This window comes from Methylococcus geothermalis, from assembly GCF_012769535.1.
Lineage (GTDB): Bacteria > Pseudomonadota > Gammaproteobacteria > Methylococcales > Methylococcaceae > Methylococcus > Methylococcus geothermalis.
Map to the genome: position 1 here is coordinate 2,257,379 of NZ_CP046565.1, position 16,730 is coordinate 2,274,108.

The window sequence follows — 16,730 nt, forward strand, 5'->3', positions numbered from 1 at the left end:
CGTGATCGTCGCCGGCTTTGAGGAAACCTGCAGGCAGTCCCGCCAACTCGCCAAGGTGCTGGGCTGTCCCTGGCGCGAGATCGAAGTTCACCGTTTCCCCGACGGCGAAAGCCGGGTGAGGGTTCCGCCGGACGTACGCGGCACCGTGGTCGTACACCGCAGCCTCGACCGTCCCAACGATAAACTGGTGGAATTGGTGCTCGCCGCCGAGACCCTGCGTCGGCAGGGCTGCGACCGGCTGATCCTGGTGGCGCCTTATCTCTGCTACATGCGCCAGGACATCGCCTTTCATCCCGGTGAGGCCGTGGCCCAGAAGATCGTCGGGAGCATGTTGGCACGTTATTTCGATGCCCTGATTACCGTCGACCCCCATTTGCACCGGATCGACCGTCTGGAGCAGGCGGTGCCGCTGAAACAGGTCCGGAGTCTGTCATCGGCGACGCTCATCAGTCGCTATCTGGCGACAAATGAAAAGGCACGGCTGTTATTGGGGCCGGATCAGGAGTCCCGCCAATGGGTGGAGGCGATTGCACGGGAGGCGGGCCTGCCGTGCGCCGTCGCTTCGAAGCGACGGCTAGGGGATAGGGAGGTGGGCATCGCGCTCCCGCAGGAGATCGGGGAATTCGATGCCGTGGTGCTGGTGGACGATGTCGCGAGTACTGGCACGACCTTGGCGGAAGCGGCACGGAAGCTCAGCGAGCGCGGTGCGATCAGAATCGATGTCGTCGTCACTCATGCCCTGTTCGCGGCTGATGCCTGGAACCGGCTCAAGCAGGCCGGCATCGGCGAGATCGCATCGACTGACAGCATCACTCATCCCACCAACCGGATGTGTCTCGCACCTCTGTTGGCCGATGCGGTGCGAAAATGCGCGTTTTGAGCGGCCCCAAAGCAGCAGGAATCTTTCCTTGTACACATTTCGTTTTCCTTCGCTGTCGCTGAGCAAGCTGGTGCTCGGCGGCTTCGTGCTGGCGGCTCTGCCATTGCTGGTTGCCATCGGCTCGACCGTCAGCGCCGTCGATGATCTTGCCGCGCAGTCTCGAAAAACCGTCTACTCCGTCGCCCAGCTCAGCCAGAAAAGCTTCATGCTGATGGAACGGCTAAGCGATCTGGAACGCAAGGGAAAGCAGCTTCTGGTCTTCGATGACGCGGATATGCGCAGTGCCTTCAAGGCCATGCATGAGCAAGTGCAGGATATCGTGCTGGACTTGCGGGTCCGAACCGAGGACGAGCCGTTGACCGCCCAGCTCGATCAATTCGGATCGGACGAGGCCGCCGCTTATCAGAGCGTGGTGGAGGCTTACGAAAGCCGCAAGGCGAAAACCCAAGGGCCGGTGCAGCGGCGAAGTTCGCAGGGGTCCTCGGCGGCGCTGGAGAAGTTCGACGGGGTGTTCCAGGCGCTCGGCATGAGGGCCCGCGCTCTGTCGCAAGCCTATACGGTGCTGATCGACGAGGATGTCGCAATGCTCGACGCGCATTCCAAAACGGTCCAGGACCGCATCCTGGTGCGCTCGGCGGTGCTGGTTCCCGGTGCCGCCTGCCTCGTCGCCCTGTTCACCGTTCTCATCACGCGCCCGATCCGGCAATTGGAGCACGCGATTCGCCAACTGGGGAGCGGCGACTACCAACAGCCGGTCAGCGTGCGGGGACCGTCCGATCTGACGTTTCTCGGCGAACGCCTGGAATGGCTCAGGGGCCGCCTGAATGCGCTGGAAGAAGCCAAACAGCAGTTCATGCGGCATGTCTCGCACGAGGTCAAGACGCCGCTGGCGACCATACACGAGGGCACGGGACTGCTGGCGGACGAAATAGTGGGCGAGCTGAATCCGGAACAGAAGGAAATCACCCAGATCCTGGTCAGCAACACGCAACGGCTGGAGCGGCTGATTGCTGCGCTGATCAATTTCAGCCAGGCCAATGCCGATCCGGCGGCGCTCCGGCGCGAACCGGTGGACATGCATGCACTGGTGAGCGAAGTGCTGGACGAATACCAGTTGCGGCTCCGGGCGAACGAACTCCGGGTGGACTCGCATTTGGCGAAGATCGAAATCGAAGGCAATCGCGAACAGCTGCGCACCGTGGTCGACAATCTATTGTCCAACGCCGTCAAGTATTCCCCGGCCGGTGGCCTGATTTCGATACGGCTTTGCGCTCTGGATCATTACATGGAGCTCGAAGTCGGCGACCAGGGGCCGGGGATCGCGCCCGAAGAGCGGCAGCAGGTGTTCGAGCCGTTTTTCCAGGGAAGCAAAGGCCGGGAACTCGGAATCCCGGGGACGGGGCTCGGTCTGGCCATCGTCCGCGAATGCGTCATGAGTCATCATGGCAGCGTCGAGCTGCTGGATGCGCCGGTGGGTAAGGGGACCCTGGTCAGGGTCAGAATCCCCTGGTGTGAAGAATCGGCGCCGCGGTTGCGCGTGCGAATATCGCTTCCTCGACAAGGAGAATCAGCCGATGTTTAAGGCACATGTATTGCTTGTTTTGCTTGTTGGCCTACTGGCGGGATGTCAGTTGTGGCAGCCTGCGAAAGCTCCGGAACAGCCGGTTGCGGCTCCGCCGCGCGACTATGCCGCGATGGATCTGGACGCGCTGGTCCGGTATAGCGAAGACCTCAGCAAGATGACGCCTGCCGAGCGTCTGCCGGAGTGCCAGCAGGTCGATCGCATGCAGGCATCCAATCCGCGCATGGGTTACCGGCTGCATCTGCTGCTGGCGCAGATGGTGACGGACGGATGCGGCGATGCCTCGATCACCCTGGGAAACATCAGGGTGGTGGCCAACGAAATCGAGGATGGGCGGGTCCGCGGCTGGCTGGCCTACCTGGGGGAACTGGTGTCCCGGTCCAACCAGGCGGCGGCGGAAAAGGCTGAGCTGGACAAACAGCTCAAAGAGGCTCAATCCGGCAAGCACAAGGTGCGCAAGGATGCCAAGGCCAAGGACAGCAAGATCCAGAGCCTGGAAAACGAAGTCGAAGAATTGCGTAGCAAGCTGAATACGCTCAAGTCGATCGAGCAGAAACTATAGCGGTCAGGATTTTTCAAACGATGAGTGAAATGCGCAAGCGAGTGTTGCTGGTGGACGACGACCCGGATCTGTTGCGGCTGATCGGGCTGCGCCTGACGGCTGCGGGGTTCGACGTGGCCAAGGCCGCGAACGGCCAGTCGGCCCTGTCCCAGATAGCAGTGTTCCGGCCGCACGTCGTCGTGACCGATCTCAGGATGGACGGCATGGACGGCATGGCGTTGTTCGATGCCCTGAATGAACGCCATCCCACCCTGCCGGTGATCATCATGACGGCGCACGGCACCATCAACGACGCCGTCGCCGCAACCCGTCGGGGGGTGTTCGGCTTCGTCACCAAGCCGGTCGACAAGAACGAGCTGATCCAGCACATTTCCGAGGCGATCCGTATCAACGGAAACACGGCGGTGATTCCCGACAAGGAGGAATGGCGCTCGCGAATCGTCACGCAGAGCCCGCTGATGGAAGAGGTTCTGGGGCAGGCCCAGCGGGTGGCTCAGAACCGCGCCAGCGTGTTCATCGGCGGCGAGAGCGGCACCGGCAAGGAGCTTCTGGCGCGGGCCATTCACGACTTGAGCCCTCGCGCCAAGGCGCCGTTCGTAGCCGTCAACTGCAGCGCCATTCCTGAAAATCTGCTCGAATCCGAACTGTTCGGTTATCGCAAGGGGGCGTTTACCGGCGCGACGCGCGACCATCAGGGACTGTTCAAGGCCGCCGACGGCGGCACGCTGTTTCTGGATGAGGTGGGCGACATGCCGAAATCGTTCCAGGTGAAGCTGCTTCGTGCCCTGCAGGAGATGAAGGTGCGCCCGGTCGGAGCGACCCATGACGAAGCGGTCGATGTACGCGTCATCTCGGCCACTCACGTCGACCTCGAACAGGCGATGGCGGAGGGCAACTTCCGTGAGGACCTGTATTACCGGCTCAACGTGGTGACCCTGTTGCTGCCGCCGCTGGTCAAGCGTCCGGAGGACATCCCCTTGCTGGCGATGCATTTCCTGCGGGAATTGGTGAAATCCTACGGGGACCAGGTCAAGGGCTTCTCGCCCGAGGCCATGGAATCCCTGGTGAATTTCCAGTGGCCCGGCAATGTTCGCCAGTTGCGCAACGTCGTCGAACAGTGCGTAGCGCTCTCGACCACGCCTTTGATCCCGGTCACCCTGGTGCAGAGGGCCTTGAGGGAAGCTCCGTCGTCGTTCCCTTCGCTGCAGGAGGCGCGGGACCAGTTCGAGCTCAACTACCTCATCCGCCTGCTGCAAATGACCAAGGGCAACGTCACCCAGGCCGCCCGTCTGGCCAAGCGCAACCGTACCGAGTTCTACCGGCTGCTGAGCCGCCACGGGATGAACCCGGCGATGTTCAAGGGGGGCGGAGAGGCGGTGGGCGATGCGCCGCAGTCTTCGTGATATTCTCAGGACTCGGTTTTCTCGCCTGATCCCACTATGAGCAATTCCCTATCGCAGATAACGGCGGCCGATTTCCGCCGCCTGAATTCACCCGCGACGGCAATCCGCTATCTGGTCGTGGGCCTGACATGGCTGACCCAACCCGGTCTCCGGCGCTATGTCTGGATCCCCCTGGTTATAAACCTGATCCTGTACAGCCTGGGTTTGTGGCTGGGGATTCGCTATTTTTCCGCATTCCTGAACTGGATGTTGCCGGGGTGGCTGGATTTCATGCGTTGGCTGCTGTGGCCCGTGTTCGCCATCGGGTTCTTCACGGTGATGTATTTCACCTTCTCCGTGCTGGCCAACATCATCGGATCGCCGTTCTATGGCGTTCTGGCCGAGCGCACGGCGGAACTGGCGACTGGCCGCCGGATGGAGCGAACCGAAACGCCGGGGAGGACCGCCATGCTGGACGGACTCCGGAGCGAATGGCGGCGCTTGGCCTATCTGGGGCTACGCGTCGTGCCCCTGGCCATAGTGTTCCTGATTCCGGTCGTCAACCTCGCCGCTCCGATCTTGTGGATGGTTTTCAATGCCTGGTTCATGGCGCTGGAATACACGGCCTATCCGCTGGAAGCGCGCGGCTGCGACTTCGATCGCCAGCGCGAACTGCTGGGCCGGTTCCGGATTGGCGCGGCGACGTTCGGCGGGACGGTCATGCTGGCACAAACGATTCCGCTTCTGAACGTCTTCGCCGCACCGGCGGCCGTCATCGGCGCGACCTTGTATCTGCTGGAACTGCCGGTAGAGGACTAGGCGGCTCGCACCAGAGAAATTCGCCGGAAACATCGACCTTCGCGAGCCGAGCCTGCAGAATGCGGTTGGCCAGTTCGGTTTCCGGCGCCTGCGCGGCGACGCGGAGGTAGTTCGGCGTGTAGCCCCGGTCCACACCGTCTCTCCGGTTCTCCCACAGCACCGGCATTTCCCGTCCGGTAAAACGGTCGAACGTCGCCCGCTTCTCTGCCCGGGCCAGGGCGTGCAGAGCCCGGCTGCGTTCTTTCTTCACCTCGGCCGCAACCTGGCCGTCCATCGCCGCGGCTTTCGTGCCCTCGCGAAGGGAGTAAGTGAAGATATGGATATCGCCGAAAGCCAAGGTCTCGATGAACCGCAGGCTTTCCTCCCATTCCCGCTCGGTTTCACCCGGAAACCCGACGATGATGTCGGTGGTGATGTTGATGTCCGGGACTTGCCGTCGGGCGTCTGCCACCAGATGCGCGAACTCCGCCGACTTGCAGCGCCGCGCCATGCGCTTGAGCACCGCATCGCTCCCGCTCTGCAGCGGTAGGTGCAGATGCGGCATGAAGCGGGGATTATCGAAAAGCTCGAAGAAGCCTTGCGGCAGGTCCCAGGGTTCCAGTGAGCCCAAACGCAGGCGCGGAATGTCGGTTTCCTGCAGAATAGAGCGGATCAGAGCGTCCAGCGGAATACCGAGGTCGCTGCCGTAGCCGCCGAGATGCACGCCCGTCAGCACCACCTCCTGCACGCCTTCCTCCTGCAAACGCCGGATCTCCCGCACGATTTCCGCCGGCGGGCGGCTGCGTTCCTCGCCTCGCGCCACGGTGACGATGCAGAAGGTGCAGCGGTAGCGGCAACCGTCCTGTACCTTGACGAAGGCGCGCTGACGGCCCAGCGCAAACAACGCCGCCTCGCCGGGCTCGGTGGAAAATTCGGGCATGGCCACGAGATCGAGTTCCCGGCCGGCGATTTCGACCAAGCGAGATTTGTCGGCATTGCCGATCACGAGATCGACGCCGAGCGCTGCTGCCTCGTCCCGGTGCAGGGTGGCGTAGCAGCCGCTCAGCACGAGGCGGGCGCGCGGATTGTGGCGCTGGGCACGCCGAATCGTCTGCCTGGATTTGCGGACGGCTTCTGCAGTGACGGCGCAGGAATTCAGCACGACGACATCGGCATCGACGGCCTCGTCGACAAGGCGGTGCCCGCCGGCTTGGAATTCGCGTGCCCAGCTTTCCAGTTCCGCCTCGTTCAGACGACAGCCCAGGGTTTGAAGATGGATTCGCATAAGGGATCGAATGACGGAAGAATGCCGCTCAGTCTTCGTCGGAGCGGCTGGCCTGCGTGGTCGGTGCGAAGTTACGGTAATCGATGGACAGCTTGAGTCCGATGAATTTTCCTGTGAATTTCAGCAAGGTTTTGCTGGCCGGATCGAACCAGAACCTCGCCAGCGCGAAGCGCCGGTTGCCTTCTTCGTCCTCGATATGGGGCGTGTTCACGCGGTATCGGTAGACCCAAAGCCGCCCGTCCTCGTGATCCAGTTCCAGCGCGGGCTGCCCCAATCCCGCCTTCACGCGAGCCTGGTTGGGCAGCTCCGCGGTGATGTGCGGCAGGTGCTTTGGGTCGACCTTGAGTTGGCGCTGATCCTGAAAAATTTCGCCTTTGCCCAGCGATCGCAAGGACGCCTCCAAGAACTGTGGCGGAGCGGCCGCCAGGAAAGGTGGCGGAAAATCCCACACCTCCAGCCGTGATTTCGAGTTGAAACTCAGCACGAACTCCAAATCGTAGTGGCCGGGGTCCGGTTTCCCGTTCATATCGACTTTCTCGAACAGCACATGCCAGCGGCTGCCCTTGGGCAGGGCTTCGACACGAGTCGGCTCCATCCGCGTCAGTTCGCGGAAGTCGTCGGCGTAGAGCACCGGGTGCAGAAACTCCACCAGGAGATGATCCGTCGTAACCACCTTGAAATGACTGTCGAAATCGTCGAGCTGGTTCTTCACTTCAAGCAGGCGGAGCCAGACGCACCCCACGAGCATGAGCGCCACGGCCAGAACGGAGCAACGCGGAAGAAAGCGCATGATGCGGTCATCGAAGCAAACATCGAAAAACCATTGTCCGCCTCGGGGAACATCGGGTCAATGCGACAACCCCGCCTGACGCGCCGAACAGCTGTCAAAGCAGCTTGCTCCACTCGTTCATCAAATCTATAATGGATCACTTCGGGCCGTTAGCTCAGTCGGTAGAGCATTGCACTTTTAATGCAGTGGTCATTGGTTCGAATCCAATACGGCCCACAGATAAAACAAAGGGTTAGGCGAAAGCTTAACCCTTTTTTATTTCTGAGCGTGGCCGATTCGTAACCATTAGGCGCAGACCTGGTGGAGCGCAGCGGAACAGGGCAAGATGCTAGCCTTTGGGCGTGTTCCTGATCCGCTAGCGGTCCCAGAACGGCAAAAGACGCAGGGTCGAAACCAGTGCGCCTTATCTCGTCCCCATTCTGGATCGTCCGTCGATTCACGCCGCACAGATCGGCGGCGCTCCCAACCTTTTCGTTGATCGAATCATTGAGCATAGCCGTTTGGCCACACCTCGGCGGACTGTCCGGAAAGCTGTGCTAAGTTGCGCATAATATATATTATGTTAAATAGTGGGCGCAGGGCTTCAACAACCAAAACCGTGCGCAGTACGAGTGTTTCTCTCTGGTCTTGGCCGAGGCGACATCGGCGTACGTGCCAAGGACCTGCGTTTTGCACTTGTCTTCGTAATCGAAGCGCCAAAGCTTCCCGCCGGACGGGATGATAGAGGCCCTTCTCCGCCGGAGAGCTTGAAAGGCTTGCCCGGCTCGGGTTTGGCGACGTGAACGGCGGTATCCGATTTTTGAAATCGTGGAGGTCCCGTCCATCCGTGACGGTATCTCAAGGGGTGTGATGGAGACTTGAGGGTGGCTGATCGGGCGTTTGACTACCCTCAAAAGTTCCGCTCAAAAATCGATACTGTGCTGGGGAATTTGGTGGTGGCGGGCGGAATTGAACCGCCGACCTAGGGGTTATGAATCCCTCGCTCTGACCAACTGAGCTACGCCACCGCTGATATGCCTGCGCAAAAGCGCGAACCGCCTATGCGTGCGCTCGGAACCGAAGCGCGCATTGTCATTTGTGACGGTGATCGTGTCAAGAGTGAGTTAGCCTTGTCCAGAGTTCGTCCATTATTGAAGAACATCCGGCCGCTGTGGCATGATTGCCCTCCTTCCTGAGGGGATGGGCCGGCTTTGTCATCACGCTCCGTGGCCAGATGAATCTAGGTTCGTCCTGTTCCCGTCCCTGCCCCTACGAACAAGAGCAATATTCCAAATCATAAACTCAAGGTGAATTTGATGCCTGGTCGCAACCATCTTTACGTTCCCGGTCCGACGAATATCCCGGATGCCGTTCTCAGCGCGATGCACGTACCGATGGAGGACCATCGGCGGCCGGACTTCCCGGACCTTGTGGCCCCTCTGCTGACGAATTTGAAGAAGGTATTCCGGACCGAAGCCGGACAATGCTTCATTTTCCCGGCCACGGGAACCGCTGGATGGGAAATCGCTCTGTCGAACACGCTCTCCCCCGGCGACAAGGTGCTGTCATACCGCTTCGGGCAATTCAGCCATCTTTGGATCGATCTGGCCAAGCGTTTGGGACTCGATGTGGAATACGAAGAAGTACCGTGGGGCCAGGGTGTGCCACTGGACAAGCTGGAAGCGCGCCTGAGGGCCGATCGTGCGCACGAAATCAAGGCGGTGCTGATCTGCCATAACGAGACTGCGACCGGCGTGACCAACGACCTGCCCGCGGTGCGCAAGGCCATCGACGCAGCCGGGCACCCCGCCTTGTTCTATGTGGATGGCGTCAGCTCCATCGGTTCCCTGGATTTCCGCATGGATGAATGGGGCATCGACATAGGCGTGGCGGGCTCTCAAAAAGGCTTCATGCTGCCCGCCGGACTGGCGCTGTTGGGCTTCAGCCAGAAGGCGCTGAAGGCCCGTGAATCCGCCAAGTGCAAGCGCGCCTTCCTGGACATCAATGATCACATTGTCCACAACGCCGGCGGCTTCTTTCCGTACACGCCGTCGATTCCGCTGTTGTATGGCCTGCGCAAGTCCCTCGACCTGCTGCTGGAGGAAGGTCTGGAAAATGTCTACGCCCGCCATGCACGCTTGGCCGAAGGTGTCCGCCGTGCGGTCGCCGCCTGGGGCCTCAAAGTGTGCGCGCAGGAGCCGAAGTGGTACTCGAATACGGTATCAGCCGTTGTCGTACCGCCCGAATTCGACGCCCGCGACGTGATCCATACGGCCTATTACCGCTACAACCTCTCGCTCGGCGCCGGCCTGGCCGAGGTGTCCGGCAAGGTATTCCGCATCGGCCATTTGGGCGACCTCAATGAGCTGAGTCTATCCAGCGCCATCGTCGGTTCCGAGATGGCCATGCTGGACGTGGGCATCCCGATCACACCGGGCAGCGGCATCGGGGCAGCAAGCACCTATTGGCGTGAGACCGCGCCGGCCATCAAACCGCGGGTTTGATACTACTCCTCGCGGCGTCCCGGAAAGCCGCCGCGAGGGCCGATTCGATCAGGGTGCGCCGTTTGGTGCGCCCTCTTCTCCTCTCGGAGCCGCCCCATGAGCAAACCCAAAGTCCTGGTAACGCGACGCTGGCCGGAATCTTGTGAAACCAGACTCCGGGAATCGTTCGATGTCGCATTCAATGTCGACGATCATCCGATGAGCAGGGAGGAGCTGAAGGCCGCCCTGCGTGATTACGATGCGGTTCTGCCCACCGTCACCGACGTCATCGATGCCGAGATACTGGGAGCTGAGCCTCTGCGCTGCAAGATCCTCGGCAACTTCGGGGTGGGTTTCAACCATATCGACCTCGAGGCCGCCAGGCAGCGCGGCGTCACCGTCACCAACACGCCGGACGTGCTGACCGACTGCACCGCAGACATCGCGATGCTGCTCATGCTCGAAGTCGCCCGGCGGGGCGGCGAAGGCGAACGGGAGGTCCGCGCCGGCCGATGGACGGGCTGGCGTCCTACGCACATGCTCGGCACCAAGGTGACCGGCAAGACTCTGGGATTGATCGGTTTCGGGCGGATCGCCCGAGCGATGGCGAAAAAGGCCCACTTCGGCTTCGATATGCCCATCGTTTTCTTCGATCCATTTCCGCCGGCACAGGACGTGATCGACACCCTGGGCGCCGCGAGGTGCGACACGCTCGAAGAGGTGCTCGAGCGCGCCGATTTCGTCGCCCTTCACTGTCCCGGCAGCAAGGAAAACCGGCATTTGATCAATGCCGAACGGCTGGCGCGGATGAAGCCGCATGCCTATCTCATCAATACCGCCCGCGGCGACGTGGTCGACAGCGAAGCCCTGATCGACGCCCTGCGGAACCGGCGTATCCGGGGGGCAGGCCTGGACGTTTACGAAGGGGAGCCCCGGCTGAATCCGGGCTTTCTCGAACTTGACAACGTCGTGTTGTTCCCCCACCTGGGCAGTGCCACCGAGGAAACGAGGATTGCCATGGGCATGCGCGTGATCGACAACATCACCGCGTTTTTTGAAGGGCGCGCGCCGGGAGACAAGGTGGCCTGATTGTCGGAAAACCCGATCGGTTCGTCCCCGTCATGGCCGGCCTGGCTCTTGCCGGATGACGAATTCCGAATGCTCTGGAGGCGGATACGGCCGGCGTTCCTTGCATCAATGGCGAGGCAGCGCATTCACGACGTGGCGGCTGAGCCTCTGGCGCGAATCTACTTGCCGCTGGCCGCCTGGGTCGATGCGCACAAGAAAAACGGGCCGTTCGTGCTCGGCGTCAACGGTGCCCAAGGCTCGGGCAAGTCGACGCTGTGTGAATTCCTGACCCTGATTCTGAACCGGGGTTATGGTTACCGGGTCGCCGGGTTTTCCATCGACGATATCTACAAGACGAGGGCTGAACGCGAACGGCTGGCGCGGGAAGTCCATCCCTTGCTGGTGACGCGGGGTGTTCCGGGCTCCCACGACGTTGGCCTGGGACTGGCAACGCTCGATCGTCTGACGCACGGTAGTCCGGGAACGCCTGTGGCCTTGCCGGCCTTCGACAAGGCCATCGATGACCGACGTCCGGAACCCGCCTGGCTCCGGGTGCGGGCACCGGTCGACATCGTCATCTTCGAAGGCTGGTGCGTCGGGTGCCTTCCGCAGTCAACGGATGAACTTGCCGTCCCGGTCAATGCCCTGGAGGCCGAAGAGGATGCCGACGGCTGCTGGAGGGACTACGTCAATGAACAGCTTCGAGGGCCTTACGCGGAACTATTCGGGCGGCTCGATCGGCTGGTCATGCTGCGGGTGCCCGACATGGAATGCGTATACCGCTGGCGGAGTTTGCAGGAGCGCAAACTCGCGACTCAGGTCCGGGAGAACCGCTCCCCAAGCCACCGCCTGATGGACGAGGCGGCGCTGCGGCGCTTCATCATGCATTACGAACGCCTCACCCGCCATATGCTGGAGGAAATGCCCGCGCGCGCGGATATCACTCTGTTTCTCGACGAAAATCACCGCTTCGCCCACGTGACCGTTAACCGATGACCATGGCTGCTTTGTCCTCCCGAATATTTGCCGGGCTCCAGTATCTGTTGCCCCAACATGGCCTCTCACGCCTCATGCATGCGGCCGTCCGCATCCGGCAGCCTTGGATCAAGAACGCCATGATCCGGGCGGTTTGCAAACTCTATCGGGTGGATCTCGCCGAGGCGGCTTGCGACTCGTTGGAGTCTTTCGCCTGCTTCAACGCGTTCTTCACACGTGCCCTGAAGCCCGATGCCCGGCCGATATGCAGCGAACCCCACGCCATTGCCTGCCCTGCGGACGGCGCCATCAGCCAGATTGGCACCATCGAGGGCCGGATGCTGTTCCAGGCCAAGGGACACCGCTTCGGGCTGGTGGAGCTGCTGGGAGGCGATGAAATCCAGGCGGCGAAATTCGAGAATGGTCATTTCGTTACCGTTTATCTTTCACCTCGCGACTACCACCGCATTCACCTGCCGGTAGCCGGCACACTGACCGCCATGACCCATGTGCCTGGCGAGCTGTTCAGCGTCAACGTCGCGACTACCGAAAACATTCCCAAGCTTTTTGCCCGCAACGAAAGGGTGATCTGTCATTTCGATACCGCTGCAGGACCGATGGCGGTCATTCTGGTCGGAGCGATCTTCGTCTCGAGCATCGAGACCGTATGGCACGGCGAGGTTACGCCGCCCCGCTCGAAAACGATCCGTCAATGGGATTACTCGGAGCAACACCTCACGTTCGAACGAGGCGCCGAAATCGGCCGGTTCAACATGGGTTCGACGGTGATCGTCCTTTTCGGCGCGGATCGCGTACGCTGGATCCCTGGGTTCCAAGCCGGCACTTCGGTCAAGATGGGTATGGCGCTGGGTTTCTTCCGATGAATCCGATGCCTGCATCGGCAGGCTGAATCATTCCCCAGGCGCGGCAGGTCGGACAATGCCAATGCAGTTCCCGGCATTCATAACCGCACTGAATACAGCCGTAACCCGCTTGCTGCATGGCCATACTGTCGAGGGCTGCCAGGCAGCGCCGCAGGACTGAAACACAATCGCCGTCGTCGCAAGACACCGATCCGGCATAGTGCAGCGTGCGTCGAATCAGGTTGAGGCTCGAGCACTCGGACAACAATCCTGTCAGATAGCTTGCTGCGGCAGAGTCCCCTTCCCGCTGCGCCAGCTCATCGGCCAGCAGCAAGGCGGCCGCTTCCGTGCGATAGCGCTGGTAGACATAGTCCAGATAGGTCAGATACCCGTCCATGTCCCGGAGATTGGCGTGGCAGAGACGCAGCTGCCCGATGATTTCCGGGATGAAGGCCGGATTTTGGAATTCCACCGACCGAAGCAGGATGCCGGCTTCCGCCCAATGCTGCCGTTGCAGCGCAAGCTGGGATTTCAAGAGGGTGGCCCGGACGCAGCGAGGATCTTCGGCTAACGCTTGCTGTAGATGGGTTTGCGCCGTAGCGGTGTCGCCGAGTGCGATCGCCGATTCGGCCTGTTCGCACAGGAGATGGGCTAAAGTGGCGTGTCTTTGCCCGGCATCGTGCTTCTTGAGCGACTGGGCGCACTGGGCTGCCCTCACCCAATCCTTTTCACTCTGGTAGATCGCCAGCATTTGCTGGAGTGAGGCTTTACCGTGCGAAGCGCTCGCCGCCAGGTCGGCAAAGACGTTTTCGGCCCGATCCAGTAATCCCGCGCTCAAATAATCCATCCCCAGCTCGAAACGAACGGTGTGTTGCTGTTCAGCCGTCAACTGGGGCTGGGAATGGAGACGCTCGTGCAGCTCTATCGCCTTGGAAAGCTCGCCGCTCCTGCGGAGCAGGCTACCGAGCGCCAGCTGCAGTTCGAGGGTCTTGGTGTTGGAATCGGCGATCTGCCTGAGCAGATGAAAGGCTTCATCGGCCTTGGCGCCGATGTTGGGATCTACGGTCCCCTGATAGGCTCGTCGGACGGAGCCGATCAGTTCTCCCGACAGGCTTCGCCTATGGTGCCTGGCCGCGGCGTACCACCCGGAAGCCGCGGCGACCGGAAGAAGCAGGGTCAGCAGTTCGAGCATGGCGCCGTCAAGCATTTCGGTACCCCGAGCCGCCCCAGGATGGAAACGGCGAGGGCGCTCTCGCCGATAGATGTGCTATTTCTTAATCGAATTGACCCGGTCGCGCAACTCTTTCCCTGGCTTGAAATGCGGAACGCGCCTGGAAGGGAGATGAACTGACGCTCCGGTCTTTGGATTCCTGCCGACGCGGGGGGGGCGGTAATGCAGGGAGAAGCTGCCGAAGCCCCTGATTTCGATGCGTTCGCCCCCTGCCAAGGCTTCGCTCATATAGCCGATCATCTCTTTGATGGCGTGTTCGATGTCCCTAGGAGACAAATGCGGGTACTTTCCGGCCAGGGATTCGATCAATTCTGACTTGGTCATATCGATTTCCAGGTTCCAAAAAGCAAACGGAAGGGGCGTTGACCGCCCCTTCCGGAAAAACCGGAACGATCAGCGGTTTTCCATCTGTTCCTTGAAGATGTCGCCAAGGGTGGGCGTACCCGACGCCTGCTGCGAGTAGTCCTTGAGCGCAGCCGCTTCTTCATCCTGATCCTTGGACTTGATCGACAGCGAGATCGATTTGGTCTTCTTGTCGACGCCGATGAATTTGGCTTCGACTTCATCGCCTACGCTCAGCAGCGCCCGCGCGTCCTCGACACGATCACGCTGGATCTCCGAAGCGCGCAGATAGCCTTCCACGTTGTCCGCCAGGGTGATGACTGCGCCCTTGGCGTCCACTTCCTTCACCACGCCCCGCACGATCGAACCCTTGTCGTGAGCCGCCAGGAAGTTCTGGAACGGATCCTGTTCGAGCTGCTTGATGCCCAGCGAGATACGCTCGCGCTCGGGATCGATGGCCAGGATGACGGTTTCCAGCTCGTCGCCTTTCTTGAACTGGCGAATGGCCTCTTCGCCGGGCATCGACCACGAAATGTCCGAAAGATGGACCAAGCCGTCGATGTTGCCGTCGAGGCCGATGAAGATGCCGAAATCGGTGATGGACTTGATGGTACCCCTGATCTTCTCGCCCTTCTTGTGGGTGGCGGCGAACTCGTCCCAGGGGTTCATCTTGCACTGCTTCATGCCCAGGGATATGCGGCGGCGCTCTTCGTCGATATCCAGGACCATGACCTCGACTTCGTCGCCGAGTTGAACGACCTTGGACGGATTGACGTTCTTGTTGGTCCAGTCCATTTCGGAGACGTGGACCAGACCCTCGACGCCCTCTTCCAACTCGACGAAGCAGCCGTAATCGGTGAGGTTGCTGACCTTGCCGAACAAGCGGGTGCCGGCCGGGTAGCGGCGGGCGATATTGACCCACGGATCCTCGCCGAGCTGCTTGAGGCCCAGCGATACGCGGTTCTTCTCCTGATCGTATTTGAGGACCTTGACCTGCAGTTCCTGGCCGATCTGGACGGCCTCGGAGGGATGCCGCACGCGCTTCCAGGCCATGTCGGTGATGTGGAGCAGGCCGTCGATGCCGCCCAGATCGATGAACGCGCCGTAATCGGTGAGGTTCTTCACCACGCCGGTGACGATGGCGCCTTCCTTGAGGCTTTCCATCAGCGCTTCCTTCTCGGCGCTGAATTCGGATTCGACGACGGCACGCCGCGACAGCACGACGTTGTTGCGCTTCTGGTCGATCTTGATGACCTTGAATTCGAGGTCGCGTCCTTCCAGGAAGGTGGTGTCGCGTACGGGGCGCACGTCGACCAATGAACCGGGCAGGAAAGCTCGCAGGGCGCCGATCGCAACGGTGAAGCCGCCGCGAACCTTGCCGACGATGCGGCCGACGACGGTTTCGCCGCCTTCGAAGGCTTTTTCCAGGTCATCCCAGGCCTTGAGCTTCTTGGCCTTGTCTCGGGACAGCAGGGTCGCCCCCAAGCCGTCTTCCACCATGTCCAGGGCCACCTCGACCTGATCGCCCACCTGGACTTCCAGCTGGCCATCGGCATTGAGGAATTGCCACTTCGGGATGACGCCTTCGGATTTCAGTCCGGCGTTGACAACCACCGCGTCGGTGCCGATGTCGACGACCGTGCCGGTGATGATGCTGCCAGCGCGCATCTCGGCTTTCGCCAGACTTTCTTCAAACAGTTCTGCAAAGCTTTCGCCCATGATCTATGATTCCGGCGTCCGAGGTAAAAATCGGACGTAGTCAGTTTAATAAATTGGTTGATGACCGTGTCCCCCGACCTGCGGGCGAACACACCCTATGCTGTATGACCTCAGGACTCTCGGCGCGATCTTGCTACGGCGAGACACGCCTGGATCACTTCCTCGATGGATAAATCCGAGGAATCGATGATCACGGCGCCGTCCGCGGCTTTGAGCGGAGCGATCGGCCGTTCCCGATCACGCCGGTCACGCGCTTCGATCTCTTCGGTCAAGTCGGCAAGGCTAACATCTATGCCTTTCTCTTTCAACTGCTTATAACGCCGAAGCGCGCGGACTTCCGCGCTCGCGGTGAGAAACACTTTGTAAAGCGCATCCGGGAAAACCACCGTTCCCATGTCGCGTCCATCGGCCACTAGGCCCGGCGGCCGACGGAAACTGCGCTGCTTTTCGAGCAGCGCCTGGCGAACCCGCGGGAATGCCGCCACTTTCGACGCCAGATTGCCGCATTCCTCGGTCACGATCCGATCGCCGATATCGGCGCCCCACAAGATCGTGCGCGGGACGGCAGCCGCTTCGAAAACCAGATCGAGCGAATGGGCGAGCGCCGCCAGCGCCGCTTCGTCTTCGCAGGCAACCCCCCGATCCATCGCCGCGACCGCCAGTGCTCTATAGATCGCTCCGCTGTCCAGGAAGTTCCAGCCCAACCGGGCGGCGACTGCGCGGGCCGCAGTGCCCTTGCCCGCCCCGCTGGGGCCGTCAATGGTGAGTACGGGAACAGGATCGTGCATGGC

At 61.2% G+C, this 16,730-nt stretch carries 15 protein-coding genes and 2 tRNA genes; 10 read left to right on the top strand and 7 right to left on the bottom strand.

Annotated features, from left to right (window positions below):
* Position 1 precedes the first annotated feature (1 nt).
* Genes GNH96_RS10540 through cysZ form a run of 5 tightly spaced genes read left to right on the top strand, consistent with a single transcriptional unit; the run spans position 2 to position 5,225 of the window.
* Positions 2-880 (top strand): ribose-phosphate pyrophosphokinase, encoded by an 879-nt coding sequence (locus tag GNH96_RS10540; RefSeq protein ID WP_188114775.1) that lies wholly within the window; start codon positions 2-4, stop codon positions 878-880.
* Between the two features lie 28 nt (positions 881-908).
* On the top strand, positions 909-2,462 hold the full coding sequence (locus tag GNH96_RS10545) for a sensor histidine kinase (RefSeq protein WP_169603635.1): 1,554 nt from the start codon (positions 909-911) through the stop codon (positions 2,460-2,462).
* Between the two features lie 49 nt (positions 2,463-2,511).
* A complete protein-coding gene (locus GNH96_RS10550; protein ID WP_228719818.1) occupies positions 2,512-3,024 on the top strand; it encodes a surface-like protein in 513 nt (170 codons plus the stop codon).
* A gap of 20 nt (positions 3,025-3,044) precedes the next feature.
* Positions 3,045-4,427 (top strand): sigma 54-interacting transcriptional regulator, encoded by a 1,383-nt coding sequence (locus GNH96_RS10555; RefSeq protein WP_169603637.1) that lies wholly within the window; start codon positions 3,045-3,047, stop codon positions 4,425-4,427.
* A 36-nt stretch (positions 4,428-4,463) separates the two neighbouring features.
* Positions 4,464-5,225, top strand: a complete 762-nt coding sequence (cysZ, locus tag GNH96_RS10560; protein ID WP_169603638.1) for a sulfate transporter CysZ — start codon at positions 4,464-4,466, stop codon at positions 5,223-5,225.
* Here cysZ and mtaB read toward each other — a convergent pair.
* Positions 5,179-6,489: a tRNA (N(6)-L-threonylcarbamoyladenosine(37)-C(2))-methylthiotransferase MtaB gene (gene mtaB, locus GNH96_RS10565; protein ID WP_169603639.1), complete on the bottom strand. Its 1,311-nt coding sequence runs from the start codon at positions 6,487-6,489 to the stop codon at positions 5,179-5,181. The two genes, cysZ and mtaB, sit on opposite strands and share 47 nt — an antisense overlap.
* Positions 6,490-6,517: 28 nt before the next feature.
* Positions 6,518-7,279: a hypothetical protein gene (locus GNH96_RS10570; protein ID WP_169603640.1), complete on the bottom strand. Its 762-nt coding sequence runs from the start codon at positions 7,277-7,279 to the stop codon at positions 6,518-6,520.
* Positions 7,280-7,422: 143 nt separating this feature from the next.
* Here GNH96_RS10570 and GNH96_RS10575 point away from each other — a divergent pair.
* A tRNA-Lys gene (locus GNH96_RS10575) sits at positions 7,423-7,495 on the top strand.
* 714 nt (positions 7,496-8,209) lie between these two features.
* Here GNH96_RS10575 and GNH96_RS10580 read toward each other — a convergent pair.
* Positions 8,210-8,286 (bottom strand) — tRNA-Met (locus GNH96_RS10580).
* Between the two features lie 288 nt (positions 8,287-8,574).
* On the opposite strand from GNH96_RS10580, the gene GNH96_RS10585 reads away from it, so the two are divergent.
* From GNH96_RS10585 to asd, 4 genes are all read left to right on the top strand, one after another.
* Positions 8,575-9,762, top strand: coding sequence for an aminotransferase class V-fold PLP-dependent enzyme (locus tag GNH96_RS10585; RefSeq protein WP_169603641.1), 1,188 nt, complete (start codon positions 8,575-8,577; stop codon positions 9,760-9,762).
* Between the two features lie 96 nt (positions 9,763-9,858).
* A complete protein-coding gene (locus tag GNH96_RS10590; RefSeq protein WP_169603642.1) occupies positions 9,859-10,830 on the top strand; it encodes a 2-hydroxyacid dehydrogenase in 972 nt (323 codons plus the stop codon).
* A gap of 132 nt (positions 10,831-10,962) precedes the next feature.
* Positions 10,963-11,805: a hypothetical protein gene (locus GNH96_RS10595; protein ID WP_228719819.1), complete on the top strand. Its 843-nt coding sequence runs from the start codon at positions 10,963-10,965 to the stop codon at positions 11,803-11,805.
* Positions 11,802-12,668 carry an archaetidylserine decarboxylase gene (gene asd / locus GNH96_RS10600; protein WP_223163406.1) on the top strand — a complete coding sequence of 289 codons (867 nt, stop codon included), beginning with the start codon at positions 11,802-11,804 and terminating at the stop codon, positions 12,666-12,668. Before GNH96_RS10595 ends, asd begins: the two co-directional genes overlap by 4 nt.
* Here asd and lapB read toward each other — a convergent pair.
* From lapB to cmk, 4 genes are all read right to left on the bottom strand, one after another.
* The gene (gene lapB, locus GNH96_RS10605; protein WP_169603644.1) at positions 12,634-13,854 is read right to left on the bottom strand and encodes a lipopolysaccharide assembly protein LapB; all 1,221 of its coding nucleotides are present in this window, start codon (positions 13,852-13,854) and stop codon (positions 12,634-12,636) included. The genes asd and lapB overlap by 35 nt on opposite strands.
* 60 nt (positions 13,855-13,914) lie before the next feature.
* Positions 13,915-14,202: an integration host factor subunit beta gene (locus GNH96_RS10610; protein WP_169603645.1), complete on the bottom strand. Its 288-nt coding sequence runs from the start codon at positions 14,200-14,202 to the stop codon at positions 13,915-13,917.
* Between the two features lie 69 nt (positions 14,203-14,271).
* A complete protein-coding gene (gene rpsA / locus GNH96_RS10615) occupies positions 14,272-15,939 on the bottom strand; it encodes a 30S ribosomal protein S1 (RefSeq protein ID WP_169603646.1) in 1,668 nt (555 codons plus the stop codon).
* A gap of 110 nt (positions 15,940-16,049) precedes the next feature.
* Positions 16,050-16,727 carry a (d)CMP kinase gene (cmk, locus tag GNH96_RS10620; RefSeq protein ID WP_169603647.1) on the bottom strand — a complete coding sequence of 226 codons (678 nt, stop codon included), beginning with the start codon at positions 16,725-16,727 and terminating at the stop codon, positions 16,050-16,052.
* Positions 16,728-16,730 lie beyond the last annotated feature (3 nt).